Consider the following 25799-nt stretch of genomic DNA (forward strand, 5'->3'; position numbering starts at 1 on the left):
TATCCCCAAATTTTTTATTGACATGGACATAGCCATCTTCCCAGGCACGGTAAACTTTATCATCTATCTGAGGATCGTAGGGAGTATTCCACATGTAGTGCTGGACGAACCAGAGAAGGGGATTGCTTATAATGCTATAGTATGACTCATATCGCTCACGATCCACTATAACGAATGAAACGGTGAATCTGGGATCATCTTCAGGAAGTGGAACCCGGTTCTCAGGGTACCTTGAGGCGACCCTTGCATCCTCAACTGTCATTGCACTTGAAATCCACACACCACTGAACCTTTCAACGAGGGGCAGCAGTGTTGAGACAAGGCCACCAGCACCCCTCTTCATAACAGTTTCATCATTTTCCTTGAAGAATTCCACAGGCCCCCTGTTGGATACAATAACAGGGTTCTTGCCTTCAAGAAACCTCATGGCACGCTTTTGAAGCTCACTCACCATACAGATCACTCATTTCATTCTTTATAAGATCTATCATATCACGTGATCTTTTCTGGGCTTCCTCCGGAGATTCTGATTCAATATAAACCCTCAGAACGGGTTCAAATCTTGAGGGCCTGATAAGAATAACTCCTCCCCGGTCCTCGACCCTTATACCATCAATAAGTTCAGGATCACTTTCCTGAAACTGCTCCAGCAGTCTCTCAATAACACGGTCCTTAAATTCGTTCGGACATTCGACACTGAATTCAACCCTGCTGTACTTACATATTTCAGATGCGAGACTGTGGAGTGTCCTGTTTTTCTCTGTAATGATCTCGAGCATCTTTAAAAGTGCGAAGGTGGCGTCATAGCAGCACTGAAATTCAGGGAATATGTACATTCCAGGTTCATCGCCGCCAAAAACAGCGTTTTTTGCGTGAACCTCATTGAGAACGTTGTTAACAGATGTCCTTATGAGACGTCCTCTGCTAACCTTCTCCAGGGATTTTGATGCAACCACAGAGGACACCACTGGCCCATCCCCCCTTGAAAGGTAATGCCCTGCAAATATTGATAGAACAGTCTGATCCCTTAGGAGCTGTCCCCTCTCATCTATAAAGAAGATAGTATCCCTGTCATTATCCAGTATAACCCCCATGTCTGCACCCACGGCCTTAACAACATCTGAAATCATGGCTATGCTGGATGGATTTGCAATGGGAAAGTTTTTACCAAAGAGGGATCCCCTGAATGTGATGTTGATGGTCTGACACCCAAGCTGGTTGAGTATCTCACCTTCAACGTTATGGGGGGAGCCTTCATCGCATCCAAGCACAACCAGGAACTCCCTTTCACTAACAGAGGGGGCTATCAACTCAAGAACAGATCTAACATAGGATTCAAGATAATTATCAACATATATCAGCTTTCCAAGTTCCTCATATTTCGCATAGAGGGTGGGACGCTGTTCAAGGGGTATTTCATGGTTGCTGAGAAGTTTGATGTTTATTTCATCTGCACGGAGTGGTGAACGGGAAACGTTTATCATGAGATGGGTGTCGAAACTCTTCATGTGGTGGTGTATAACCGGAACTGTGGCCACACCGAAATCGATTACATCCACACCTGCAGCCATCAATCCCGTCCCGATGGCCCTCTTTATAAGTTGGGATGGGGTGTGGGCATCCCGTCCTATGAGGACGCGTTTGCAGCTCACATAGTCCCCAATCAGCATTCCGAGGTTGAGTGCAAACTGACAGTCTATATCCCGGTTAACGGAACCCCTTATATCCTGTACATACCGTGCCATGCGAATCACTCAGGTACCAGCGGATAGTCTGAGTCCACAAGGGAGCCAGATAATATCCTGAGACGGTTACTGACGCTGCAGTGAGATCTGATAACGGTGGAGGGACCTATAAATGCCCCGCGACCAATTATTGCGCATCTGTCAATTGCACATCCTGCTCCTATTTCACAGTATTCATCTACAACACAGTTTAGAAGCTGAGAACCTCTTCCAATCACACACCCATCAAGAATAACGGACCCCCTTATAAAGCTGTTCTCACCCACGTTAACACAGGATCCAATCACGGTGTTTTTACCTATGTATGCACCATCATCTACCCTTGAACCATCCCCGAGTACAGCTGGTCCCACAATACGGACCCTGCCACCGATAACGACATCCCTGCCGATCCATATTTTTCCAAATCTACCGGGGACCTCCTCAGCTATCTCACCATCAGGTTCAGGAGTCACCGTTCCATTCAAGACATCATGATTGGCCCTTAAGAATGTGTTGGGTTTGCCGGCATCATTCCAGTATCCGTCGAAAAGGAATCCATACATCCCGGCATCCCTCTCTATCAGAACAGGGAAAATATCGGCTGAAAAGTCAGAGCTTCCATGGGGGATGTGTTCAAGGACCTCCGGTTCCATCACATATATGCCAGCATTTGCGATTTTGCTGAAGACCTCTTCGGGACGTGGTTTCTCATGGAATCGTTTTATCTTCCCATCATCATCGAGAACAGCTATCCCATAATGTGAGGGATCTTCAACTGGGGTGAGCGCCACTGTGACAAGTGCCTTCTTTTTTCTGTGGAATTTTACCATTTCTCGCAGATCAAGATCAAAGATTACATCGCCACTGAGTACAATGAAGGTTTCATTTATTTCACTGGCGGCTGCCTTCACACCCCCAGCAGTTCCAAGTGGCTTCTTTTCGACTGAGAATCTAAAGTCAATCTCAGGGTACTCTGCGAGAACGTGGGATCTTATCTGATCTTTAAGGTACCCGAGGGTCATCACAACCTTACTGTAACCAGAATCAAGAACCCTCTGGATTATGTAATCGAGGATTGGCCTGTTTGCAACAGGTACAAGTGGTTTTGGCCTTGAGAATGTTAAGGGTCTTATTCTTGTACCCTTTCCCCCAGCCATGACAACAACAGATGTCATGAACAATATTTATGTCCTACTGAACTAATAAGTATTTTTTTCCAGTGAATATGCAATTACATTATAATAACCAGGACTATTTTAGGAGCCATCTGAAAAATCTAAGAACTTCAGAGACGCCATAGACAAAAAATCGAGCGCTGTTCTTTACTTCAGGAGATATTTCTTTTGATAATACAAGGATGGGGACGTTTTTCATGCCTCTCTCTGATTCAAGTTTTCTGATTTCCCTGAAGGCATCAGCATCTGTTATATCATCTCCAAGGTACACTGCGGATGACACATCAGAATCCTCCAGTATCTTCCTTACTATGGAGCCCTTGTTGTAATGAAGGGGTGGCTTGAGTTCCACAAGCATTCTTCCATGGTCCACCTTAAGCCCTTTTGATTCAGGTATCTCCTGGAGGTTTTTGAGTATCCTTTCGCGTGACAGCTCAGGGTCAGTGCACTGACGGTAATGTATGGAATAACAGATTCCCTTATCCTCGAAGATGATGTTCTCTTCATCTATCTTATCCCTGAGTTCAAGGGCACATTTTTTTATTAAAGGGATGTATTCTTCAACCTCAGTGAAGCGCTGATAATTACCATTTATTATATATTCAAGGCCATGGTTTCCAACATAAACTGCACCGGGAACCCCAACCATGCGGAGTGCCTCACGGACTGGCCTTCCACTTATAAATGCCAGGACTCTGTATCTTGATGCGAGGTCCCTCAGCACATCCCTCATTTCATCGTCTACAAAGGCTTCTTCAGGTGTCGGTGCTATTTCACTTATGGTGCCATCGATGTCTGTAATTATCGCTGTTTTCATGCCATTCCTCAGAAACCTCAGTTCATCCAGAAAGTCAAATAGATAATCAGGCATCCAGGACACCCTTAATTCTATCAAAGATTATGTAGGGATCACTCCCAATAACAGCACTACCAAAGAGTTCCATTCCACCTATATCAGAGGATTTTGAGGCTATGTTTCCCCTGTCAACGATCCTTATAATGCCCGGAATACTCATTTCCCGGTTGAATGGGTGTATTGAGAGGTTAAAGCTGTGGACTCCAGCTTCATCTATGAGGCACCTCAAAATTTTAAACAGGCACTTCTGGAGTTCACTGTCCCTGTGAAATTCACTTTTAAATGTTATGTTAATTTCCCTTTCCTTCACCGGCGTGATACTCGCATATACAGATACACCACCGTATTCAGCCCCCAGCCCGATGGCACTATGCACACGGAAGACATCGTCATGATAGGATGAACCATAGGTTTCAAGGTACCGCCTGGAGACTTCCTCAAGGAATGAAACCTTTCCATAGGGCCTCTCCCCCAGTAGAAGCTGCATATGTCCATGTATCTGTGATGCGCCGGCACGCGGCATACAGTTCCATACTATAAATGGAAAACGGAATCCTGAGGATTTTTCTGCCATTTTAAACCATTTTGAAGCTGTTGAGAGGTAATCTGAAAGTTCTTCGAAGCTAAAATCAAGGGGATTATGTTTTTTGAAAATTAAAAGGCCACTCCATGCGTCATATTTTGCGATGTTGGATGCTGTGATGGAGTGCCGGCCCCTTACACGCCCAAAATCATCTTCAGGGGTATACAGTTCCGGCATGCAGAAATCACACATGGTATCGTCCCTGAGCAACTCCTTCAGGATTTTTTTAGCACTTCCACGATCCATTACAGGTTTCTTTAGACGAAATGAATTAAATAGTGCCCCTTCACCGGTCCAGCGGTTGTAAACCCTTATAATCTCCTGTTCTTTCACGGATTCAATAAAGTTTTTATCAAATCTCTCTTCAAGTCCCGCGGTCACCTTAAGGGATCCCTGTGAGCACCCCACTTCATATATCCGGTTAAAGGTTTCATAGATGGCCGGATCCTCACCTTTAAGAGTCCGTATATATCCTTCAAGATATTCAATCATAATGTGGGTTATTGTTCTTCTGCTTTATCTGTTTTCTGAAACTTTTCAAGTATCCTCCCATAGACAATCCTCTCATCAGCAGAGGATTTCTCATAGATCATCCTTATTATAAGTTCAGGAGTGCTCCTTGCAAGGTAGTTTATGCGGGGTGTTCTATCAACTATTAAATTGTAGTCATCATCAAGGCCCCTGGCCTCAATACCATCGACCCTGACATCAACATACTTCATTATTTCACGGGCCATGTGGGTAACGATGACTGCAAGGGAACTGGACTCCCCTATGAACTCTATGAATGTTGCTATGATCTTCACGGCAGCTTCAAGTTCTGTGATGGCCTCAAGCTCATCAAGGAGGATAAGCTTTGAATTTTCACTTGTGGTGATCGGGGTGAATGTCCTTATGAATGATTCAAATGCACCTGCATCCAGTGACCTCTTCTTTGAGATGAAGTAAACCTCATCAACAATCCTGACACGGGCCTCAAGGGCACAGACAGGCAGACCCATCTGGGCCATTATGGTGACCTGGGCCAGTGTCTCAAGGAGGGTTGTTTTACCCCCACTGTTGGCCCCGGTCAGGAGCACCACATTGTCAGGGTCACCGATGCGATAGTCAACACGCTGAGGTTTCCCGGATCCCACAAGGTTAAGGTGAAGGGCTCCCCTTAGACTTATTTCATCGCCGAACTCCGGTTCGGTTAGTTCATATTCATGGGCAAAGAGCCCGAGGGCGAGGCGGTAGTCAAATTCCATTATATCCCTTATTTCACCTTCGACTGCTACCCGCAGTTCATCCAGTCTGGTGGCAGCATCAACCTTAACCTCGAATTCCCTGAGATTCCTTGAAGCCGCCTCAAGCCTCTTAACCCTTTCAACCTCTCTCTGGTCAATCTTGAGGGGATATGATTTTATGAAGGGGTCAAATTCGACACCGCTTCGCTTTCTTATCATGCTGCGCGCCTCAGAAAGGACATCATCAAATATCCTTTCAAGTTTGGCTGTCATACCCTGGTTCAGGAGGGTCAGTACCTCATCACCGCTGAGGTCGATGTCCTTTATGAGGTCCCTGAGCTTCGTATCAGCCCAGGCTTTGACTGAATTCACGACTTCGTCGATGTCAACCTCCTCATCACCGGCAGCCTGAAGCTCATCCATTATCTCAACGACCTCATGGAGACAGGTCTCCATTCCAAGCATACTCTTAATCTCAAGGGCGTTGCGAAAGAGTTCAAGGTTTTTCCTGAAGTAATTGAGGACGCATTCAGGCACAATTTCGTGTTTATCTGAATCAGCAGTCACCATTATGGTGCTGAATGTATCCTCAAGTTCAAGCATTCCCTCAGAGTAGACATAGATTATGAGTTCATATTCATCCAGTTCACCAGGCTCCGGATTGAGAATCACGGGATGGTAACGGTTGAGTCCCATGTCTATGAGGAGGTCGTAGTCCTCCCGTGTCTCCACCAGGATGGCCTTCGATGGATTGAAGTTTATCGGGGGGTCCCGGGGTCTGTCTATATTACTGAGAAGTCCCCGAAGTTTCTCAACAGGAAGTTCCCCCACCATCTTCTTCGCTTCAATGACCATTCTTATATGTTCCCTTATGGAAGTGGTGTCTGTGGAGGGGTGCAGCAGCATTATACGGTTGCGGGCGTAGTCTGTATGGGCATATGACATCATTAATTCCAGTATATCGCGGTATATCTGAAATGCCTTCTCTGTTTTTAAAAATGATGGTAATGAATTTCCGAGGAGTTTGTTAGCTATTTCAATGGCCCTGCGCTGGCTTATACCCTCAATTGCCACAAGCCGGTCAATCTCAAGGTTTTTAACTGCCTTGAGGAGCTCATCCTCCCCACCAAATTCATCTATTATCTTCCTGGCCAGTCTCTCCCCTATCCCACTGACCTCTGTAAGGATGGCCCCCACGGAATCTCTGGAATTCATCAACACAACTATAAAGTTCCCTGGATATATATGGATTCAGAGTGCGTGTGGAAAGTATTCTGTGTTGATGAGAGGGTACTCCCAGATTTTACTGCAGAAGGGTGCAGAAAGAGTGGGGATATTAGGTGCAATAATTCACATCGAAGCTCGCTGCTGAGAGGGGTATGGCAGTTATACTACTCCCTGAGACCATACCTGAAGTGTGATGCTGTTATCCCGTATTCAGCATCTCCCACAATTCTTTCCTTTATATTACCTATTCTTTCAGGGGTTTCAAGGGCCTCAATGTATGATCCAACAAGTTCTCCTGTTCTTTCGGGTGACTGGATGCGGCAGTCAATGGAAAAATTCCTGAAACCCCATTCCATCAGTGATGGAAGGAAATCTATGAGGCAGGTCTCCTTTGAGTTCATGATTGTGGTTTCACAGCCCATCAGCTGGTTTAATGGGAATATGGCCCCTCTGCTATCCTTTAAAGCCCACCTGGACTTCGATATGGTGTTGAATCTATGGGGGACCAGCCTCCAGGGGTTGTCCCGAGTCACCATTGCGGTGAGGTTACCGTGAACCGGAATCTCAATGTTGCCTTCCATACCCCTGAGATCCTCCCTGGATAGCTCCGGTGAAGCCGTGAGCATGTGGAAATTCCTTGACATCAGCATGGCGGATATGCTGTTGTATATGTTGAGGGCGGAGGATCCATATATCCTCACATCACTCTTTATTAAGCCGGGAATCCCGCACCCACCCACCATGATGTTGAGGTGCATTTCATCTTCAATTTTGAGCAGTCTCCTTAGAAGCCAGTCATGGGTTATATCAGGCCACTTCCATACGAATTCAGCATCGTAGCCCGATGCAATGGCAATGGCTTCCCTGAGGATTGATCTGACATCATTCCAGTCACATTCCCTGAAATCAGTGTGAATCTGGGGTTCGAAGTACACCCTCCCGGCCCCCGCCTTAAGGGCCATCTCAAGGGATGGGAGGTCCTCAACATATGCTGAGATGCAGGGACTCCCATCTTCACCCCCGGGTGCAGAGCCACTGGCGAAACCCTCTGAAACCTTCTCAGACGATTTCTTCTCCTTAACATTCCTGGATCTCTTCTCCTCAATTATTTTCTTCTCAACCCTACTGAGAAGTTCCCTCCGCAGGGCATTGAGGCCACTGATGGGATGGAAGAGTCCTCCGGGGTATCTGAATTCCGCAAAACTTAATCTGAAGGGTTTGTCACCGGCTTTTAGAAGCTGTTCTCTGATTGTGTCAGGTGCCAGCGGTCTTCTGAGGGCCCTCTCGAACTTCGTTTCAATGGATTCCCTCAGAATCCTTCCATTCATTGACCATTCCGCTGTGAAATGAACTTCACCGTCCTCCGTTGCAATGAAGCGGAGCTCAACGTCCCAGAGGTGGGGTGGGTGTGAACTCCTGAGTCTTTCAGTTAATTTCTGGAGTTCCCTTCGTCCTGTGAGATAGACCCTGCTACCCGGAGTGACAGGTTTTGAGGGAATCGATAGAATACCCCCATCCAGCAGGTGGTCACCGAGGCGGACCCCCATGCCATTTCCCTGGAAGAAGAGACCATCACCCCTTTCGGGCACGGTCTCTGAGGTCAGCCTTATGAGGGCCCTCCCCCCGGAGTACTTCTCAACGTATCCAATGGGAAGGCCACGGTCACCGGGGTATTCACGGCCCATGAAGTCCTCGCCGGCCAGGTGGCTCCCGGTCAGGGTCCTGTTGAATGTCAGCTTCAGTCTTTCAAACTCCCTCCTGGAGGGTCTCCAGCCACCCTTCTTTATCTTATCAAGGGCCCTCCGGTATACACTGACTGTTGTGGCGACGTACTCGGCTGACCTCATCCTGCCCTCTATTTTGAGTGACCTGACACCGGCATCCACGAGTCTGTCAAGGTGCATGTAGGCTGAGAGGTCCCTGGTCGATAGGAGGTACTTCGAGGGGAGGCTAATAACCCTCCTTTCGGGTTTGAGCTGGATGAGTTCATACTTCTTTCTGCATGGCTGGGCGCACCGGCCCCTGTTACCGCTTCTACCCCCTATGAATGATGAGAGCAGGCACTGTCCAGAGTAGCTGTAGCAGAGGGCTCCATGTATAAATACCTCGATATCCACCCCTGCCCTTGAGGTTATATCCCTGATCTCATCAACTGAGAGCTCCCTCGCAAGTATGACTCTCTCAAGACCCATTTCCTCTGCCCATCTGATCCCGGCCATGTTGTGGACGGTCATCTGGGTTGATGCATGGAGGGGGATGTCGATGGAGAGTTCCTCCCTGAGAAAGAGCAGGGCGGGGTCCTGTATGATCACTGCATCTGCCCCTGCTGCATGCAGTTCCTGGAGGTAATCCGATACCCTCTGGGTCTCAGAGTCCCTTATGAGTGTGTTGAGGGTTACGTAGACCCTCCTGTCATGGAGGTGAGCGTAGTCCACGGCTTCCCGGATTTCTCTGAGGCTGAAATTCTCTGCATAGTACCTTGCACCGAAGTCCTTCCCTGAGAGGTAAACAGCATCGGCCCCGGCATTGAGGGCCACTCTGAATGTATCAGGGGAACCAGCAGGTGCAAGGAGTTCAGGTATCTCCAAATGAAATTTCCTCCGGTTAAAATCAGGTTTATTTAATCTCCTCGAGGACTTCTGTAACTATTTTAAGGAATTTTTCTACCAGGGCCCTGTTACGTTCCTCACTGGCCTTCAAACGATCCTCTTCCATTTTTCTGTGAATTGCGAGGGCGTATATGTCTGCAAGGCGCTGGAGTACTTCAAGGTCGCCCTCATCATAGCCCCCCTCCTTCCCGGAGACCATCAATATGCCCACCAGTTCATCCCTGAGGACCGCTGGAACCGCAATCAGGTTGCTGATCTCCACGTGGTCCTCTGGGACACCACTGTACCGTGGATCAGAGGAGGGGTCATTTAGAAGAATGGCCTCCTTCTCTCTCATTATCCACTCAATTAAACCGCCCAGTTTTAATGAATCTGTATCAAGGTGACACTCCCTTCTGACGTTCTCTGTGAGGGTATAATTCTTCAACGTACCTGATTCAATGAAACCCGCAAGGCAGTATCTGCTCTCAGTGAGGGCCTCTGCCTTCCGGGTTATGCTATCTGAAATTTCCTCAAGTGACATTGATGCAAGTAACTGTTTTGAGAGGTCTGCGAGTTCCTGGTTTATGAGGGTCTCCCTTTCAAGGGCCCTTCTTGCAGTCTCCTTTTCGGTGACGTCCCTGTGTATTCCCACAACCCCTGTGATATTGCCCTCAAAGTCCCGGAGGGGCGAGAGGGTTGTTTCGAAGTAGAATTCGTCACGGGGTGCCCATGTCCATTCATAGGTCACAGGTTCCCCCTTGAGGGCCCTTCCGATCATCTCATGGTGGACCTCATCCCCAAAGACCTCCACAAGCCCTTTTCCCAGAACATCATCGGCTTCAAGGCCGTATCCTGCAAGGGGTCCGGGGGATACCATCGTTAACAGGCCTTCACTGTCTGCTGTGAACAGTATATCCTGAACCGATGAGAGTATTGCCCTGAAGAGTTCATCGTTCTCGGCCAGTCTACGCTCAAGTTCATGTTTGTAGAGGGCCACCTCAATGACGCTGTGGAGTTCACGGTCCTCGAAGGGCTTTATTATGTAACCGAAGGGCCCGGTTATCTTGGCCCTCTTGAGGGTTTCCTCATCTGAATATGCTGTTATGTAGACTATGGGGACCTTCATCCGCTTATTTATCTCTTCAGCAGCTTCTATACCGTCCATTTCACCCTTAAGAACTATATCCATCAGTATGATGTCTGGTCTTGTTTTTTCGGCCATTTCAACGGCCCTTTCACCTGAGGAGACGGTGGCTGTAACCTCGTATCCAAGTGATTGAAGGCGCTGGCTGATATCAATGGCAACTATGCTCTCATCCTCAACCACCATAACCTTAGCTCTAGACATGGTCCACCTCAATTATCACTAAAATAATCCTAAATAATTCTGTGTCTGAAGCATTATAAAGTTATGTCCTCCAGCGGAGGAGAAGATCTTTTCATGGGTCCTGACGGATTAACCACGATCCTCGGTAGGGGAAGATTTTTTACCTGTTCCTGATAGATTAACCACCATGTACATATGCTTTGAGGGAATCGATGGTTCAGGTAAGACAACCCATGCCGCCCTGACGGCCAGCTGGCTTAGGGAAAACGGTTACATGGTCCATGAGGTGAGGGAACCAACTGATTCTAATATCGGCGGCCTTATAAGGAGCATGCTTTCAGGTCCAGATGCCCGGACACGGGATGTTCAGAGGATGCTCGCCCTCCTCTTTGCAGCAGACCGCCTGACCTTGAGGAGCAAAATTGAGGGTGACTGGGCAGAGGACGTGGTTGTAAGTGACAGATGCTACTACTCCAGCCTGGTGTATCAGGGACCTGAGGAATGGATCTGTGAGATAAACAGGTTCGCTCCACGACCGGATATTGTAATACTTCTCGACCTTGACGTGGAGGTGGCCATGGAGCGCTGCGGCGGGACCGATGAGTTTGAGGACCCATCATACCTTGCAGGAGTACGTGAAAGGTACCTTGAACTTGCAGATAAAAACGGGTTCTACACTGTAAATGCTGAAAGGGGGGTTAATCTGATCCAGAGGGATATAAGAAAGATACTGGCCCCTCATTTTGGCATATGTTCAGGGGGTATACTGTAGCCTGTGGCCCCGGATCCTTTTCAGGAAAAATAGAAACTTATTATGTGGAATCAGCTCTTTGAGCCGGGGTTTTCGAGTTCCTCTATTCTCTTCCTGAGGGACTCCAGAATTCTGTCCCTCACCATTTCGAGTTCCTCCATTTCACCCCTCAGAACAGGGCCGTCATCGGTCTGTATCAGTTCAACCTCATATTTTTCGATTATTTCAGCCATTGTTGTATGTGTTATTCCAGGCGGCAGTCTCATCTCATAGAGCATCTAAACACCTTCCATGTATTCCCTTACAGGTTCAAGCATATCCACAAGGTAGTCTGAGACAGCGTTCTTGAGGTCCAGGGGGTGCAGCTCGCTACTGGAGTACATCTCAAGCAGCTCATCGAGTCCCAGTTCCAGGTCGCCCCCGAATTTCTCAGGTCTCCTTATGGTCATCATTCCATACTCTGGCATTATGAAGTACTTCACGATTTCGATGATGGGGTTACCATCAGTCTCACCCATTGGGCAGTAACTCTTCTTAACCTTCTCCCGTATTTCATCGGGGGAATCATCGACGGCTATGAAGTTACCCTTACTTGATGACATCTTTTCAGAGCCATCGGTTCCATGAAGGAGGGGTGTGTGTATGCATACAGGGGCATTGAAGCCAAGTCTGGGCAGGTTTTCACGTGCAAGCATGTGAATCTTTCTCTGTTCCATCCCACCGAGGGCAACATCAACACCCAGGTAAACCATGTCTATGACCTGCATGAGGGGGTATATGACCTCTGCAACCTTATGGTCCCTGGATTCCCTGGTTATCTGGGCCATACTCCTTTTTGCTCGCAGAAGGGTTGTTATGAGAGCCAATCTGTAGACCAGCTCAGTGTATTCTGGTTCTGTCTGGAACGATGATCCCAGTATGAACTCGGTTCTCTCGGGTGAGAGTCCAAGGGCCAGGAAGCATTTCTTGTTGTAATCTGCAAGTTCCCTTATCCTCTCCATGCTCCCCTTCCCGTTGAGGTAGGCATGGTAATCTGCGAGGAGTATCTTGACCCTGAAGCCAGCGTCCTGGAGCTCCCTGAGTTTCCTTACCGTCAGGGCGTGCCCCAGGTGAATCCTTCCTGAGGGCTCATATCCGGTGTAGACAACGGGTTCATCCTTCTTGAGGACATCCACTAACTCTTCAGGGGTTATGACCTCCAGAACGTTACGGGTTATGGTTTTCAGCGAATCATCCATTCAATCATTCCTCCGCCTCATCCTCGATGATGTAGAGTCTTTTATCGATTTCTATGACAGGGACCTGTTCCCCTATATCCAGTGTTGATGTGTAGCTGTCCGCCTCAAGGTCCACGGGTTCGAAGGTTTCCGGGTGGAGTATCTGGATCATTCCAGGGGATCTTGAGGTTACAGTGGTGGTCTTCACATCATCTGCACGGGCCAAAACATCCATATCCTCATATTCCCCCCAGAGCACGTTCTTCACCTTACGGGTCTCAAGGTCCCTCACACCCACGCCATTCTTTCGGAGGTCAATGACTGCCAGAATTCGGTTATGATGGGATATAAAGTCTCCAACCCTAAAATTCGCAAGCCTGAGGGATATCCACGTCCTGTAGAGTCCCTTGCCCGTCGACTTGTCCTGACCCATGAGTCTGGGGGACTCCATTGTTATCCCCCCGAGTTTCTCCCGAATGGCGTCCACAACCTTCCGGGCGGATTTGTGGGATCCTATGTAGTAGTCAACACCCTCCTTTACCTCAACCCGCCGGGGGAGGTAGGCCAGTTTGTCCCGCCTGGAAAGTTTCAGGAGTGTCCTCTGGACAACCCTGTCAGCTGTTTCTATTTCGGTTTCTGCAAGTTCCCTTCCATCGGCCCTCAGCTGTATAACCGCCTCATAGTAGCCGGAACTCTGTTTGCTGCAGGTGGGGCATACCGTGTTGGTGATGCGGACCTCCACCTCGTATTCCTGGGTGAGCCGCTTCCCGAGAACCTCTGCATCAACCTCCACAAGGCACCTGTAGATGGTGCCCCTCTCCTGCATTATTTCGAGTTCGATTTCAGGGTTCTCAACGGGTTCATCCCAGCTTATGCTGTCCTCAAGGGCCCTGTACACGATTTCCTCGTCTGGAAGTCCTTCATCAAGCCACTGGCCACTTATAAACTTTGCACGGCAGTGGCTGCATACCCTGACCTCTATTTTGTCAGGTATCTTGAGGATACTGTAATCCTCAAGGAAACAGTCCCTGCAGAGGCCTTCATATAATTCAGAATCAGAACTACCACATCTGACACAGAACATTTTCTATGGCTGCTCCTCTCTGTTCTCTAGACGTTCTTGAGGGGGGCCTTGGCACCGCAGGCCTCACACTTGAGGAGTGATATGCGGCCCTCCCTGATTATCCTTGTGTCCGGTCTGTTGCATTCGTGGCATATGACGAACTTGTTCACGTAGTCCTCTATCCTCTCATTTATGAGGAAGTGGGTGAATTTTCCCTGAAGTATGGCCCTTCCACCCTCAAGGTTCCCTGCGGTACCCAGTTCCCTCAGAAGGAATTTCAGCAGGTGCTGCGGGTCCCTGTTGAGGGCATCTGCAACCTCCCTGAAGTTCTGTATGAATGTCCTGTTTCCCTGTATGACGGAGTATGCCTTTGGAACCTCAAAACGTTTTGTTTCAAACACTTCAGGGGGCAGCTGGTCTATTGCCCTTTCAAGTAATTTTTCATAATCATCCATAACTGATACCTCCAGTAAAAGTGTGTAAATGGAAAATTCAGACTATCTTAAGGTATCCCCTTGCGGGTTCAAATATGGCTCCCTTGTCCTTGAGGATCCTTATCAGTTCTTCAACCTTTTCCTCACTTACATTATATCTATCCATCATCTCAGTTATAAGAATATTGGTGGGTGCCCTGCCACCGTAGTCATCCTCATATTCCTTTATGAGTTCAAGGAGAAGTCTGAACTTATCCCTCTCTGATTTTGGTGTCCTCCCCTCAACCTTGTCTATATCTATCTTTCCTGTCTCGGGGTCATAGCCTACCTGTTTGAGGCAGGCCTGTGACAGTTTTATTGCCTTCCTTGCATCCTCTGCCTCGACGTGTTCCTTAAGTTTTATCTTGGCACTGGCCTCTGATAGACGCACAAGGGCCTCCAGCTGCCTCGCGGTTATGGGGACCGGTGAGTCCTCATCTGCAGCGCTGGCCCTCATGGAGACATAGAAGTCCTCCAGGACCTGCATGGCCTCATCTGTAAGGACCGGCCTGACGTTCTTCCTTGCGTAGGCTATGTACTTCCTCAGGAGCTCAGGGTCAATCTCGAAGGGCATGTGGTCCTCCTTGTGTGTCTTGAGGATGTGCCTTGCAAGCTCCCTGTCCTTTTCCTCATCCGGTTTGTCCTCAACCACAAATATGAGGTCGAAACGTGATAGTATTGTTGATGGAAGGTCTATCTGCTCTGCAATTGACTTGTAACTATCGAATCTTCCGAACTTGGGGTTTGCAGCTGCCAGGACCGAGCACCTGGAGTTCAGGGTTGCCATTATCCCTGCCTTGGCTATGCTGATGGTCTGCTGCTCCAGGGCCTCGTGTATGGCTGAGCGGTCCTCCTCACGCATCTTGTCAAGTTCGTCCACACAGACGTTACCCTTATCCCCGAGGACCAGGGCCCCTGCCTCAAGTGACCAGCCACCGAATTCATCCCTCACGGCTGCCGCTGTGAGACCGACCCCTGAGGTACCCTTACCGCTGGTGTATATCCCCCTGGGGGCCAGCTTTGAGACGTACTTGAGCATCTGTGACTTACCGATACCCGGGTCCCCCACTATGAGTATGTGGATGTCCCCACGGAGCCTGGTTTTATCATCCAGTTCCTTCCCGGTTCCCCCGAAGAGCTGGAGGGCTATGGCCTCCTTAACCTCACGGTAGCCGTGTATGGAGGGTGCGGTGGACCTTATGATCTTCTCATATATGTTAGGGTCCCCTGCAAGCTCCTTTATCTTCTCCTCATCCTCTTCACTTATCTGGAGCTCCTCAAATTCCTGTTCAAGGAACTCAGTATAGTTCCCGTAGATGAAGTTCTTGAAACGCTTTGTCCTCTCATCCCTAACGGTCCTCAGGGTACCGGTCACCCTCACAATATCCCCTGGTGTGAGGGTGTCAACCAGGTCGTCCTCCAGGACAACTGTTATCTGCCGGGGCTGTTCCCCACCGGAAAGGTTCTCCAGGGGCTCCTGGAGTTTCAGTGTCTGGGTGTCCAGGAACTCGGATTCGTCCTGAAGGAGCCTGAAGGATCTCCCACCACACTCTGAGCAGAGTGATGGCTCTGTGATCATGTTGGTTGACTGTGTTACCTCATGGAGCCGCATACACCCACGGCACTCAAAGACGGCCTTAACTATCCTTGGCCTTATCTCATCGGTCTTCCTGACGATGCCATCAACTGCCACGAACTTGCCTATGAATTTACTCCGGAGCTCCCTGAGGGGTATTACGTTGCTGATCCCGCTGAACCTTATGTTGAGGTCCACATTTTTTCTGAGGGGGTCGATGTTCCTTATGGCCTGCTGGGCCGCCCTTATCACATCATCGGGTTTTTCGATGAGGAGGTCTGCAAGGTCAGGGTCAAACATTTCAAGGTCAAGATAACCAACTTCAATTGATCTGACGTTTGGATATTTCTCTATTGCCTCAAATACTCTGTCCTTGTAGTCCTGCAGTGAAAAGAATTCCTCAAATTTTGTAAGTGTCTTGCTCTTGTCCACGGTTTTCATCATGGAAAGTATATTATGATACCATTATAAAACCTTAGTCTGTGCACAGATAACTGTAAACAGAACTTAGTTTAACGTGCTCTGAAGGGGCCAGATCAGATATAAAACTGTGAACTGAGAGCTGAATCCACGACAACGGGGTTGATAGAATGAAGAGATCAAGGATAAACCTTTTTAAACTGACTTCAATGACCATATCCGTCCTGGGAGTTCTTCTTATAATAGGAACAATCCTGGTATTTGCCTACATAGGTGTTGATACCATCTCAGATGCAATATCAGGTAGTGTGAACAGGGGGGAGGAGTACGATGAACTTGCAAAGCTTCAGAACGACTACTCTTCCCTGAAGGTCCAGTACGATTCAGTCAAGAAGGAGATATACCAGAGGAACAATGATAACCTCACGAAGACCTACCTGAATGCTGAAATAGAACTTGTGAAGGCCAAGTCAGCTATAGACGACGTTAAAAGTGCACTTGAGACCAGCAAGCCCAAATCAGAGGTTGATGAAAGGATTAAAACGGCCAGATATCAGTTACAGGTAGCCTCACAGGCCCTGAGTGATGTGAGAGCCCTCATGTAGTTTCAGGGGACCATTTTCTCCCATTTTCTTTTACTCTTATCTTTCATGTGGGTTCTAGTGGATTATTCTTTCCCATTTTTCTTTACCCTTGAAGTCCCTCCCCACAATGTACATCTCTGCACTGGCCTTCCTTGATGAGGCCGGCTTGGTGGTTTTAAGTTTCCAGAAGTCCTTCCTCAGTTCCTTTATAACCCTGTCAAGCTCAGGGCCCTGGAATGCCTTTATCAGGATGTTTCCCTTCCTGTCAAGGACCCTGTAGGCTATGTCAAGGACGTTCTCAACGAGGTCCACTGACCTCAGATGGTCAATATCCCTTATACCCGAGAGTGATGGTGCTGCGTCTGATATGACCACGTCGGCCCTGCCTCCGAGTTCCCTGATTATTCTATCCTTCACTTCAGGGTCTGTGAAGTCTCCCCTTATTGCCCTGAAGTTTTCAGCAGGGAAACCCTTTATCCTCTGGAGGTCAACGGCAACCACAAGTCCCTCCTCCTCGACCTTATCAAGGGCAACCTGTGACCACCCCCCGGGGGCCGCGCCCAGGTCAAGGACCCTGTCACCCTTCTTTATAAGTTTATACCTGTTGTTGAGCTGCAGTAACTTGTAGGATGCCCTTGAACGGTAGTTCTCCTTCTTTGCGCTTCTGTAGTAGTGGTCCCTCTTCCTTTCGGCCTGCCACCTTTTACCCATAGGATCACCTCCTGAAATTCAGGGACCTGCATACAGGTGCCCCGGTTCTTATTATCTCGGCGTCCAGTTTTTCCCCATCAATTCTGAGCACCATGACACTTGGATCCGTGAGGCGAGGAACGGTGGGGCTTCCGGGGTTGAGGAGGACCATATCTTCAAGTTTCCTTATGAAGGGCTGATGGGTGTGCCCGCTTATCAGAACATCGGCTCCCAGTTCAAGGCCGAGGTACCTCAGCTGCTGGGTGTCACCCCGGGGGTAGACCTCACCGTGGATTAGCCCCACCCTGAAGGATTCGATCTCAAATAGCCTTGATCTGGGGGTTTCTATACCATAGTGGCGGTCCATGTTTCCCTGCACACACTCCACGGGGGCCAGTGTTTCGAGTTCCGTGAGGATATCAGGGGATGTTAGATCACCTGCATGAAGTATCAGTTCAACGTCCCTGAAGGTATCAAAAACAGCCTCCGGGATCTCTGATGCCCTGTCAGGTATATGTGTATCTGATATAACGCCTATAAGCATCTCAACTCTCCTTGATGTGCTTGATCTTAAGATCATCTCCTGGATGTACGCTTTAAAGTTAGTTATCTGCATCACTTTAATTAGTTTTTCCGGGATCTGGATGGAGAAGGGAACATGTTATCTCTATCCCTTTAATTAGTTTTTCCTTTAGAAGGGAAGATAAAATGGAATGAAATGGACACGGAATTTTATAGTGGGCAGGTTATCCTACAAACTCCTTAAACCCACCCATCATTTAAGCTCCAGGAGGTCAACGGGTCTTTTAGTGACCGGTTCCATTATAGAACCCCCACTCAAAGCGGCACGGGGGCTCATCTGACCGGGAGACCTGCAAATAGGAGGTAAGCATCGAGAGGGGGCATTGCTCTTCTTTCAGATATTCTGGAATGAACGTTATCAGTCACCTGCAAGGAAACCTCCAATCGCACCTCCAATACCCATGAAGAGCATTGACACAATCAGGAGGGCCAGCACGAGCACTCCACCCGCAAAGGCTCCAATCAGGAAACCTACAGGTCCGGCCAGAGCAGTTCCAAAGATCGTGAGTAAAATGGCAACCAATATGCCGCCAAATGCCCCCGCAACAGTCGCATTCCAGAAACCCTCACTGGCCCCCTCATTTACCATGAGGCCAACGACAAATCCTGCCAGGAATAATCCAAGGATTGAAGCATGCCCAATAAAGGGGCTGAGGATGTATGGAAAAACAATTGAAAGTATAAATCCAAGAATAACGGCTCCCCACTTAACCATTGTAAACACCATTACATTTTATGTCTCAGAGTCCTAAAAAACTTTTAGATTTATAGTTATCATGCAACATAATTATGGATATGGATGAGAAATCTGTGGCCATTGTATTCCCCCACCACCTCCTGGAGGACCACCCTGCGGCAGGTAAAACCTCAGGTTTCATCCTCGTGGAGGACCAGCTCTTCTTTGGGGACCCGGTATTTGGACTCAGATTCCATAAGAACAAGCTTGTACTTCATCGGGCTTCAATGCGATACTACCATGATCACCTTAAATCCAGGGGTCTTAAAGCCGAATACATAGAATACAGCCCTGACCCGCACATGGGGTACCTTAGGGACCACATGGAGGGATATGACCGCGTCTACACACTTGAGCTCCTTGACCATGAACTTGAGGCGAGAATGAAGAAACTTTCCATGGAACTGGGACTTGAAATAACTGAAATTGAGGCCCCATTCCTCTTCAGGAGGAATCTGATGGACACTTACTTCAGGGATGGGAGATTCCTTCTGCGATCATTTTACATCAGGGAGAGGAAGAGGCTTTCAATTCTCATGGAAAATTCCAGACCAGCCGGTGGTAGGTGGACATTTGACACCGAAAACAGGAAGAGAATGCCCCCCGGCCTGGAGGTACCATCCCCTGTGAAGCTCCCAGAAAATGAATACGTAAAGGAGGCGAAGGAGTATGTTTCAGAGAAATTTTCTGACAACCCGGGATCCATGGACCGCTTCAATTACCCCACAACACACACTGAGGCCAGGATTTTTCTGAGGGACTTCATTGAGAGGAGGATTAAAAACTTTGGAAGCTACCAGGACTTCATATCCTGTGATGAGACCTTTCTGTTCCACTCGGTACTCTCATCTTCACTTAACATATGCCTCCTCACGCCCATGGAGGTTATAAGGGCAGTTCTCAGGGCAGATGCGCCACTGAACTCCATTGAGGGGTTTGTAAGGCAGGTGATGGGCTGGCGGGAATTCATAAGGGCAGTTTATATTCTTAAGGGACCCTATGAGAGGACAAGGAACTTCTTCAGCCACAGCAGGAAACTCAATCCTAAACTTTACCATGGCGAAACAGGTATAGATCCCTATGACATTGCTGTGGGGAGGGTTCTGGAGCACGGCTACACCCATCACATTGAACGGCTCATGGTGATAGGGAATTTAATGCTGCTCCTTGGCACGGACCCGGATGAGGTCTACAGGTGGTTCATGGAGATGTTCATAGACGCCTATGACTGGGTGATGGTGCCAAACGTTTATGGCATGAGCCAGTACGCTGATGGTGGACTGATTGCAACCAAGCCTTACATCTCATCGTCAAATTACATCCTCAGGATGAGTGATCACCGGCGCGGGGACTGGTGCAGGGTCTGGGATGCCCTCTTCTGGACATTTCTAAATGAAAAAAGGAGCTTGATAGGAAACAACCCCCGTATCAGGGTTCTATACAGGCACCTGACTGAGAGGAAACTCGAAGAATTCAGAGGGATCCGTGAAGAGTTCATGGGGAACTGATGGGCCGGCGAGGCTTGTAGTTAACGGTCAATCCGCTGGGGGCTGCGGATCATTGAAGTTTAATGGTCCCTGATAGGAGGGGGCCCTTAAAATCCCCAGAAAGGGTGAAGTTCAATCGTATCCGGTATAGTCAAGGGCGCCCTCATTGTAGAGCCTCTGGAGATCAGATGCGTGGCTCAGTTCATATGCGGCATAGGGGTTGTTCAGGTAGGGATGCAGGAGCCCCTTCACGATGTAATAGTAGGCTCCGAGTCTACCGTACTGCCTCCAGGCGATCTGGACATAGAGTGGGAAACCGCAGCCAGGATTGATGAAAACGTTACCCTCCCTGACTGTGCCGTGGAAGACCATGGGCATGGGACCCTCCTGTCCCTTACTCCTGGCAACACTCTCAACGTAATCCATGGCCTCATCAAGACTGTCGAATTCATATCCGTCCGCCCGGTAACGGTATTTACCATCCGGGACCCCGAATATGAATGATTCGATGACCTCGCCCCAGTCTATGTCGGTCCGGTACTCTGAACTGATGTATGCGAGTTCTATTATGGTGACATTGCCCTCCCTGTAGTGTCTGTAGTTTGAACTTCCGGCGTAATGGACCACGAGGGCGCATTTGGATCCCCTCTGGGCCGCATAGGATGCCAGGACCTTTGACTGGGGGTGCCCGGGATACATGTCAGGGTTTGCCAGTTTAACGAAGCCCAGACGCCCCACAGGTTCCACCGGACTCAGTGCAGTTACCCCGTAGAGGTAGGCGCCGAATAGTAGAATGGCTCCGATGATTATGTAGGATGATCTTGCCATGTTATCCTCGTTGATGAATTACTTATTTATGCTAAGGGGCCATGCTGTATAAAAGTAACGGTGTCCCGATGAGAAAACTCTTTAGATTAAATTCCTCAGATAATGAATCATCTTTTCTTCAGTATCTCCTTGATTTCAGCAACCTCCCTTCTGAGGTCCTCTATGCCCCTTTCTATTTCCTCGATCCTTTCATGGACTTCGCGCTCCTCATCGGGGTTCCTGACAAACCATGAGGCAAGTGAAGCTGTCAGGAACCCCACAAAGGTGACACCAACCAGCATGAGGATGCTTGTTATGGCCTTTCCATAGATGGTCCTGGGGGGTATCACGACCTCCCCGGCTATTATTGTTGTTAGACTGTACCAGAGGGAGTCCAGGGGTCCATGGAGGGAGCTGTTGACCTCTGACTCCATCATGTAAAAGAACATTGTCCCGGCCACGAGTGCAATTAGGAGTGTTCCCACGGCCTGGTCAAGGTGTGTCTCCACAAGGAAGGCGAAAAACTTCTTGAGGTACTTTCTGAAGAGGGCGATGACCTTCACAACCCTTATTATCCTTATAAAACGAAATGCCCTGAAGAAGTCCACCGGGAGGAATGCGATTATATCAGGCCAGTTTTCCAGCAGGAATTTTTTACGGTCCTCCGCCCTTTTCAGGTTTACTGAGAATTCTATGAATAGGATTGCGCAGAGGATGAGGTCAAACTGGTTTATGGCGTTTACGGTCAAGGGATTTGATGGGTAAAATGATATGTAGCTGAGTAGCACTATGTCAAGGATGATGAGGAATAGTAGGGTGATTTCCTTGGCTCTTATGAGCTTCCAGTAATCCATGTCAATCCCATTATGAAGTTGATCTGACTGCTGAAAATACTTTACCCTTTCATGGTTTTTAGTTTTACTTTAACTGTCAACTTCAGTATACTACCCTATTACGAAGGACAAGTTCCGCATCGAAATCTAGATATGGGCGCGGGTCCAGATAAACATACGGAAAGATGGGGGGAGGTGCATATGGATATTTTAACTGCAGGATTGCTGGCTGCTGTGATAATCGTTATTATTTCTCTGAGCCTGAAGATAGTTAAACAGTACGAGAGGGGTGTTGTTTTCAGACTGGGGAAGGTTATAGGCGTCAGGGAGCCAGGTCTTCGCATAATAATCCCGATTATTGATCGCATGGTAAGGGTTTCACTTCGAATAGTTACGATGCCCATACCATCCCAGAAGATAATAACACAGGACAATGTTTCAATAGATGTGGCCGCAGTTGCCTACTTCAAGGTTGCAGACCCTCTCAGGGCCGTTGTTGCAATTGAGGACTATTATGGTGCGGTTAACCAGATATCCCAGACAACAGTCAGGAACGTCATAGGCCAGTTTGTCCTTGACGAGGTCCTCTCAGAAACAGCAAGGATAAATGAGAAGATAAAGGAGATAATAGACGAGCACAGCGAACCATGGGGCATAAACGTAACAACGGTGGAGATAAAGGATATAAAACTTCCTGAGGGGATGCAGCGGGCCATGGCCAGACAGGCAGAGGCTGAAAGAGAAAAACGTGCCAAGATAATCACTGCAGAGGGGGAGTACCTCTCAGCAGCAAAGCTGGGAGAGGCCGCTGATGTGATTGAAAAACATCCGGTGGCCCTTCAACTGAGAAATCTGCAGGTACTGGCTGAAATAGCCACAGAGAAAAATTCAACGATAGTATTTCCGGCCCAGTTCATGTCATCCATAAGGGACGTGAAGGAATTCATTGAGAGGGAGGCTGAGTAATTCTCTCAAGGAGAAAGGGAGGTGATACCATGGGAATGCCTTTCCAGCTGTTGTGAAATGTACGAAGAGCGGTGAAGTTGATATGGATTGAGAAGATTGAGATACATGACGGGAGGTTAATTCTTTGAACAGAATAATGAACTTTTCCAGGGACATGATACTTGTCCTTGCATCACCCGAGGAGGCCTTCAGGAGGGTCAGAGAGAGGGGTCTTGAAGGTCAGGGCATCTACCTCTACATCTTCCTATCAGCATTTCTCGGATACATGCTGGGGGGTGTGTTGTCGACCGCAACAGGAGCAGGAATTGCAGTTCCCATTCTATTTGCAGTTGCTGTGCTGATTGTTTCCTTCATAAAACTTCTGGTATGGGCTCTGATATCCCACATAATTGCATCGAAGGTTTTCGGTGGGGAGGGGACATTCGCAGGAACCCTCAAGATGATGGGCTTTGCAGCGGCCCCCTTCGTGGTTGGAATATTTGCCTTCATGACCCTGATACTCTGGAGGACCATCTTTACATCCACAGCACTCCTTGTGGTGATGTACATCTGGGTCATTACAACTGCCATGGCTGCCGTGGCTGCTGAACATGGAATCGACTACGGAAGGGCATTTCTATCGGTATTTGCACTTCCAGCCCTTGTGATAACAGTTCTGATGATGATTCTGGGGGTGTTATGATGGACAGGATGAACATTGCAGGGGCCGTCCTCCTCATAGTACTTGTGGCTGCATTCATCGTTGCATCTGCAGCACCGCTCCTGCAGCCGAAGGATAAGGAGGTGGCTCAGAACTTCACACTTAACTCAAGCGAGGTATCAGAGGTCAGATATGTGACTGTGAACCTTGAATCGAATGCCAGCGACGTTGAACTTGAATTTACAAACACATCAGAAAGGGTTTACACGGTTGAGACACAGAGGAATTCCACAAGCCCAGTTCCGGGGGTTAAACATGCGGTGAACGGTGAAAACCTGAACCTGAACATTACAATGGACACAGGCACCGCAAGGATAATCCTGTCAAACAGGTACATCTACAACATCACCATCAGGACAAAGACAGGCGGATTAATGGTTGTACTTGCCAACGATTCAAGGATAGAAAACCTCAACTCAACCATTCAGTACGCAGGGGGAGGGACGGTGCTCATCGGAAATTCCACCTTCAGGAATGCGTCCTTCCGTGTTAACACCGGCGGTTTCTACATAGCAGACCTGCATCAGAATCTGAGGGCCAGCGGTAATCTGAGCACCGATGTCACCATAGGGGGGACAGCACTGGCCATTTCACCTGACAACGTCCTTAGAATCACGGGTTCAGTGGATTACGGGGGTATAGCATTTGAACCGGCAGGTCTCAGGGTTATAAGGAATTCAACAAGCTACCTTGAACTTGAAGGGTCAGGGAAAATTGGAATAATAAACCGTGTGGGCCTTGGAGGTGTTAATGTGGGGGTGTTCAGAATGCCGGTGGCACCCTGAACCCACCACCACTCTTTTTTTATCATCGGAGCTTTGATTTCATTAGATATACCCATCATCTGTCCTTTTTGAAGGGGATCTTTGGCTCGATATAGGTCCTGTAGAGGGTTTCGAAGAATACGCGTATCATGTAACTGTGCTTCAGGAGGTAACGTGGTCTTGAATAGAACTTGAGGTAGGCCTTCACGAGTTTTTTCTGGATGAGTTCACGGCTCAGTCCGAGCTTCTCGTATTTGATAACCGGCTTTATAACGGTGTAATTCTCCCAGTCATCTTCAATGAGTCCCTGGCTCTTGAGCTCCGCATAGATCGGGGTGCCGGGGAATGGGGTCAGTATGGAGTACTGGCTGTAGTCCGGGTCAAGCTTTATTGAAAAGTCTATGGTCCGGTCCATCTCGGAGGGTTTTTCACCGGGATATCCCAGTATGAAGGATGTTATGACATCCACCCCAACCTTCTTGGTGACCCTCACAGCATCCTCGGCCTGCTTCACGGTTATGCCCTTTTTCATCATATCAAGGACGCGCTGACACCCTGATTCAACACCATAATATATTGTGCTCATTCCAGCGTTCCTCAGGTCCCTGAGAAGGGACTCCTGGACCATATCCACCCTTGAGGACGTGACAAAGCTCACATCAAGGTTCCTCCTCCGGATCTCCTCAGAGATCTCCCTGGCACGGGGTCGGTGGAGCATGAAGGTGTCGTCAAGGAATGCTATATCATGAAGGCCATAAACCTCCACAAGTTCCTCAACCTCATCCACTACGTTCTCCGGGCTCCTGAATCTGAACTTCTTACCCATTATGAGGGATGATGAACAGTACCTGCAGGGGTAGACACAGCCGCGGCTGGTTATCATCCCCCCGGCGTCCTGGCTGGATGTCTCATAGTCCCTGAAGGGCACCAGGTGCCTTGCGGGGAAGGGTATCTCATCAAGGTCCTCTATGAGGGCCCGGGGTTCGTTTGTCCGTATCCTGTCACCATCGCGGTAGGTGATACCTGCAACACCCTCCAGGGATCCTCCCCTCTCATGGTTCTCTGCAAGGTCAACGATGGTGGCCTCACCCTCACCCATGACAACAACATCAATCAGTGTGTCTACAGGGAGAAATGTGGGGTGAGGACCGCCTATAACCGTCAGGACGTTGGGTAAACGATCCTTTATGGCCTTTATGTACTCGAGGGATGTTCTTATTGTTGCGGTGGTTGCGGTTATTCCCACGATGAAGGGGTTGATCCTCTCAACGAGTCTGGCAACCCCCTCAACTCCCATTCTCCGGAGGTCATCGTCGATTATCTTAACACTGAAGGATGCCCTTTCAAGGGAGGCTCCAAGGTACATCAGGTTGAGGGGCGGCAAAACAAAGCCCAGTTTATTTTTCACAGCTGTCCTGTCCTCGGGGTTTATAAGCAC

25 protein-coding genes (1 of these 25 cut by a window edge) are annotated in these 25799 nt (G+C 48.6%); 6 read left to right on the plus strand and 19 right to left on the minus strand.

The features are described 5' to 3' along the window. The 8 genes from tca_RS08445 to tca_RS08480 form a co-directional block, all read right to left on the minus strand. Nucleotides 1-427 carry the 5' end (the start) of a trehalose-6-phosphate synthase gene (locus tag tca_RS08445; protein WP_286708856.1) on the minus strand. Its footprint begins 1040 nt before the window's first position, so only the first 427 of its 1467 coding nucleotides appear in the window; the start codon lies at nucleotides 425-427; its stop codon lies off the left edge, out of view. Nucleotides 428-443: 16 nt separating this feature from the next. Next, entirely contained in the window at nucleotides 444-1745 is a 1302-nt protein-coding gene (locus tca_RS08450; protein WP_286708857.1) for a phosphomannomutase, read from the minus strand. A 5-nt stretch (nucleotides 1746-1750) separates the two neighbouring features. Further along, nucleotides 1751-2902 carry an NDP-sugar synthase gene (locus tag tca_RS08455; protein WP_286708858.1) on the minus strand — a complete coding sequence of 384 codons (1152 nt, stop codon included), beginning with the start codon at nucleotides 2900-2902 and terminating at the stop codon, nucleotides 1751-1753. Nucleotides 2903-2978: 76 nt separating this feature from the next. Further along, entirely contained in the window at nucleotides 2979-3773 is a 795-nt protein-coding gene (otsB, locus tag tca_RS08460) for a trehalose-phosphatase (RefSeq protein ID WP_286708859.1), read from the minus strand. Beyond that, nucleotides 3766-4833 carry a hypothetical protein gene (locus tag tca_RS08465; protein WP_286708860.1) on the minus strand — a complete coding sequence of 356 codons (1068 nt, stop codon included), beginning with the start codon at nucleotides 4831-4833 and terminating at the stop codon, nucleotides 3766-3768. Before tca_RS08465 ends, otsB begins: the two co-directional genes overlap by 8 nt. Nucleotides 4834-4841: 8 nt before the next feature. Further along, the gene (locus tag tca_RS08470) at nucleotides 4842-6782 is read right to left on the minus strand and encodes an endonuclease MutS2 (RefSeq protein ID WP_286708861.1); all 1941 of its coding nucleotides are present in this window, start codon (nucleotides 6780-6782) and stop codon (nucleotides 4842-4844) included. A gap of 176 nt (nucleotides 6783-6958) precedes the next feature. Further along, nucleotides 6959-9382, minus strand: coding sequence for a U32 family peptidase (locus tca_RS08475; protein ID WP_286708862.1), 2424 nt, complete (start codon nucleotides 9380-9382; stop codon nucleotides 6959-6961). 28 nt (nucleotides 9383-9410) lie between these two features. Then, nucleotides 9411-10733, minus strand: a complete 1323-nt coding sequence (locus tag tca_RS08480; RefSeq protein WP_286708863.1) for a response regulator — start codon at nucleotides 10731-10733, stop codon at nucleotides 9411-9413. Between the two features lie 166 nt (nucleotides 10734-10899). On the opposite strand from tca_RS08480, the gene tmk reads away from it, so the two are divergent. Continuing rightward, a complete protein-coding gene (tmk, locus tag tca_RS08485) occupies nucleotides 10900-11484 on the plus strand; it encodes a dTMP kinase (protein ID WP_286708864.1) in 585 nt (194 codons plus the stop codon). Between the two features lie 50 nt (nucleotides 11485-11534). Here tmk and tca_RS08490 read toward each other — a convergent pair whose 3' ends face one another. Genes tca_RS08490 through mcm form a run of 5 tightly spaced genes read right to left on the minus strand, consistent with a single transcriptional unit; the run spans nucleotide 11535 to nucleotide 16233 of the window. Then, a complete protein-coding gene (locus tca_RS08490) occupies nucleotides 11535-11741 on the minus strand; it encodes a hypothetical protein (protein ID WP_286708865.1) in 207 nt (68 codons plus the stop codon). Continuing rightward, the gene (locus tag tca_RS08495) at nucleotides 11742-12701 is read right to left on the minus strand and encodes a tyrosine--tRNA ligase (protein WP_286708866.1); all 960 of its coding nucleotides are present in this window, start codon (nucleotides 12699-12701) and stop codon (nucleotides 11742-11744) included. Nucleotides 12702-12705: 4 nt separating this feature from the next. Then, nucleotides 12706-13764, minus strand: coding sequence for a 60S ribosomal export protein NMD3 (locus tca_RS08500; protein WP_286708867.1), 1059 nt, complete (start codon nucleotides 13762-13764; stop codon nucleotides 12706-12708). A 26-nt stretch (nucleotides 13765-13790) separates the two neighbouring features. Continuing rightward, nucleotides 13791-14198 (minus strand): translation initiation factor IF-2 subunit beta, encoded by a 408-nt coding sequence (locus tca_RS08505; protein ID WP_010877371.1) that lies wholly within the window; start codon nucleotides 14196-14198, stop codon nucleotides 13791-13793. Nucleotides 14199-14235: 37 nt separating this feature from the next. Beyond that, nucleotides 14236-16233 carry a minichromosome maintenance protein MCM gene (gene mcm, locus tca_RS08510; RefSeq protein WP_394339340.1) on the minus strand — a complete coding sequence of 666 codons (1998 nt, stop codon included), beginning with the start codon at nucleotides 16231-16233 and terminating at the stop codon, nucleotides 14236-14238. 149 nt (nucleotides 16234-16382) lie between these two features. On the opposite strand from mcm, the gene tca_RS08515 reads away from it, so the two are divergent. After that, nucleotides 16383-16817, plus strand: a complete 435-nt coding sequence (locus tag tca_RS08515) for a hypothetical protein (RefSeq protein WP_286708869.1) — start codon at nucleotides 16383-16385, stop codon at nucleotides 16815-16817. Between the two features lie 54 nt (nucleotides 16818-16871). Here tca_RS08515 and rrmJ read toward each other — a convergent pair whose 3' ends face one another. The 3 genes from rrmJ to tca_RS08530 all read right to left on the minus strand — a co-directional run bounded on the left by rrmJ (nucleotide 16872) and on the right by tca_RS08530 (nucleotide 18783). After that, on the minus strand, nucleotides 16872-17507 hold the full coding sequence (rrmJ, locus tag tca_RS08520) for a 23S rRNA (uridine(2552)-2'-O)-methyltransferase (protein ID WP_286708870.1): 636 nt from the start codon (nucleotides 17505-17507) through the stop codon (nucleotides 16872-16874). 4 nt (nucleotides 17508-17511) lie between these two features. Continuing rightward, nucleotides 17512-18030: a metallophosphoesterase gene (locus tca_RS08525; protein WP_286709252.1), complete on the minus strand. Its 519-nt coding sequence runs from the start codon at nucleotides 18028-18030 to the stop codon at nucleotides 17512-17514. Between the two features lie 396 nt (nucleotides 18031-18426). Further along, nucleotides 18427-18783 (minus strand): DUF5518 domain-containing protein, encoded by a 357-nt coding sequence (locus tca_RS08530; protein WP_286708871.1) that lies wholly within the window; start codon nucleotides 18781-18783, stop codon nucleotides 18427-18429. 80 nt (nucleotides 18784-18863) lie between these two features. Between tca_RS08530 and tca_RS08535 the strand changes: the two genes are divergently transcribed. Continuing rightward, nucleotides 18864-20312 carry a cryptochrome/photolyase family protein gene (locus tca_RS08535; protein ID WP_286708872.1) on the plus strand — a complete coding sequence of 483 codons (1449 nt, stop codon included), beginning with the start codon at nucleotides 18864-18866 and terminating at the stop codon, nucleotides 20310-20312. 111 nt (nucleotides 20313-20423) lie between these two features. On the opposite strand, the gene tca_RS08540 is transcribed toward tca_RS08535, so the two are convergent. Further along, the gene (locus tca_RS08540) at nucleotides 20424-21119 is read right to left on the minus strand and encodes a hypothetical protein (RefSeq protein WP_286708873.1); all 696 of its coding nucleotides are present in this window, start codon (nucleotides 21117-21119) and stop codon (nucleotides 20424-20426) included. A gap of 107 nt (nucleotides 21120-21226) precedes the next feature. Next, a complete protein-coding gene (locus tca_RS08545; RefSeq protein WP_286708874.1) occupies nucleotides 21227-21952 on the minus strand; it encodes a potassium channel family protein in 726 nt (241 codons plus the stop codon). Between the two features lie 180 nt (nucleotides 21953-22132). On the opposite strand from tca_RS08545, the gene tca_RS08550 reads away from it, so the two are divergent. The 3 genes from tca_RS08550 (at nucleotide 22133) to tca_RS08560 (ending at nucleotide 24382) form a co-directional block, all read left to right on the plus strand. Continuing rightward, nucleotides 22133-22897, plus strand: coding sequence for a slipin family protein (locus tag tca_RS08550; protein WP_115892828.1), 765 nt, complete (start codon nucleotides 22133-22135; stop codon nucleotides 22895-22897). 124 nt (nucleotides 22898-23021) lie between these two features. Then, the gene (locus tag tca_RS08555) at nucleotides 23022-23579 is read left to right on the plus strand and encodes a YIP1 family protein (RefSeq protein ID WP_010877383.1); all 558 of its coding nucleotides are present in this window, start codon (nucleotides 23022-23024) and stop codon (nucleotides 23577-23579) included. Next, nucleotides 23579-24382 carry a hypothetical protein gene (locus tca_RS08560; protein WP_269899369.1) on the plus strand — a complete coding sequence of 268 codons (804 nt, stop codon included), beginning with the start codon at nucleotides 23579-23581 and terminating at the stop codon, nucleotides 24380-24382. Before tca_RS08555 ends, tca_RS08560 begins: the two co-directional genes overlap by 1 nt. Nucleotides 24383-24437: 55 nt before the next feature. Here tca_RS08560 and tca_RS08565 read toward each other — a convergent pair whose 3' ends face one another. Beyond that, on the minus strand, nucleotides 24438-25799 hold the full coding sequence (locus tca_RS08565; RefSeq protein ID WP_286709253.1) for a B12-binding domain-containing radical SAM protein: 1362 nt from the start codon (nucleotides 25797-25799) through the stop codon (nucleotides 24438-24440).

The organism is Methanothermobacter sp. EMTCatA1 (genome assembly GCF_002356395.1).
GTDB lineage: Archaea > Methanobacteriota > Methanobacteria > Methanobacteriales > Methanothermobacteraceae > Methanothermobacter > Methanothermobacter thermautotrophicus.

Coding starts and splice junctions, on each gene's coding strand:
- mcm (WP_394339340.1), bottom strand. CDS start 16,233: ATGAAAACCGTGGACAAGAGCAAGACACTTACAAAATTTGAGGAATTC.
- tca_RS08470 (WP_286708861.1), bottom strand. CDS start 6,782: ATGAATTCCAGAGATTCCGTGGGGGCCATCCTTACAGAGGTCAGTGGG.
- rrmJ (WP_286708870.1), bottom strand. CDS start 17,507: ATGGGTAAAAGGTGGCAGGCCGAAAGGAAGAGGGACCACTACTACAGA.
- otsB (WP_286708859.1), bottom strand. CDS start 3,773: ATGCCTGATTATCTATTTGACTTTCTGGATGAACTGAGGTTTCTGAGG.
- tca_RS08540 (WP_286708873.1), bottom strand. CDS start 21,119: ATGGCAAGATCATCCTACATAATCATCGGAGCCATTCTACTATTCGGC.
- tca_RS08530 (WP_286708871.1), bottom strand. CDS start 18,783: ATGGTTAAGTGGGGAGCCGTTATTCTTGGATTTATACTTTCAATTGTT.
- tca_RS08490 (WP_286708865.1), bottom strand. CDS start 11,741: ATGCTCTATGAGATGAGACTGCCGCCTGGAATAACACATACAACAATG.
- tca_RS08455 (WP_286708858.1), bottom strand. CDS start 2,902: ATGACATCTGTTGTTGTCATGGCTGGGGGAAAGGGTACAAGAATAAGA.
- tca_RS08545 (WP_286708874.1), bottom strand. CDS start 21,952: ATGGATTACTGGAAGCTCATAAGAGCCAAGGAAATCACCCTACTATTC.
- tca_RS08450 (WP_286708857.1), bottom strand. CDS start 1,745: ATGGCACGGTATGTACAGGATATAAGGGGTTCCGTTAACCGGGATATA.
- tca_RS08535 (WP_286708872.1), top strand. CDS start 18,864: ATGGATGAGAAATCTGTGGCCATTGTATTCCCCCACCACCTCCTGGAG.
- tca_RS08525 (WP_286709252.1), bottom strand. CDS start 18,030: ATGCTTATAGGCGTTATATCAGATACACATATACCTGACAGGGCATCA.
- tca_RS08550 (WP_115892828.1), top strand. CDS start 22,133: ATGGATATTTTAACTGCAGGATTGCTGGCTGCTGTGATAATCGTTATT.
- tca_RS08500 (WP_286708867.1), bottom strand. CDS start 13,764: ATGTTCTGTGTCAGATGTGGTAGTTCTGATTCTGAATTATATGAAGGC.
- tmk (WP_286708864.1), top strand. CDS start 10,900: ATGTACATATGCTTTGAGGGAATCGATGGTTCAGGTAAGACAACCCAT.
- tca_RS08495 (WP_286708866.1), bottom strand. CDS start 12,701: ATGGATGATTCGCTGAAAACCATAACCCGTAACGTTCTGGAGGTCATA.
- tca_RS08480 (WP_286708863.1), bottom strand. CDS start 10,733: ATGTCTAGAGCTAAGGTTATGGTGGTTGAGGATGAGAGCATAGTTGCC.
- tca_RS08515 (WP_286708869.1), top strand. CDS start 16,383: ATGAAGAGATCAAGGATAAACCTTTTTAAACTGACTTCAATGACCATA.
- tca_RS08505 (WP_010877371.1), bottom strand. CDS start 14,198: ATGGATGATTATGAAAAATTACTTGAAAGGGCAATAGACCAGCTGCCC.
- tca_RS08560 (WP_269899369.1), top strand. CDS start 23,579: ATGGACAGGATGAACATTGCAGGGGCCGTCCTCCTCATAGTACTTGTG.
- tca_RS08465 (WP_286708860.1), bottom strand. CDS start 4,833: ATGATTGAATATCTTGAAGGATATATACGGACTCTTAAAGGTGAGGAT.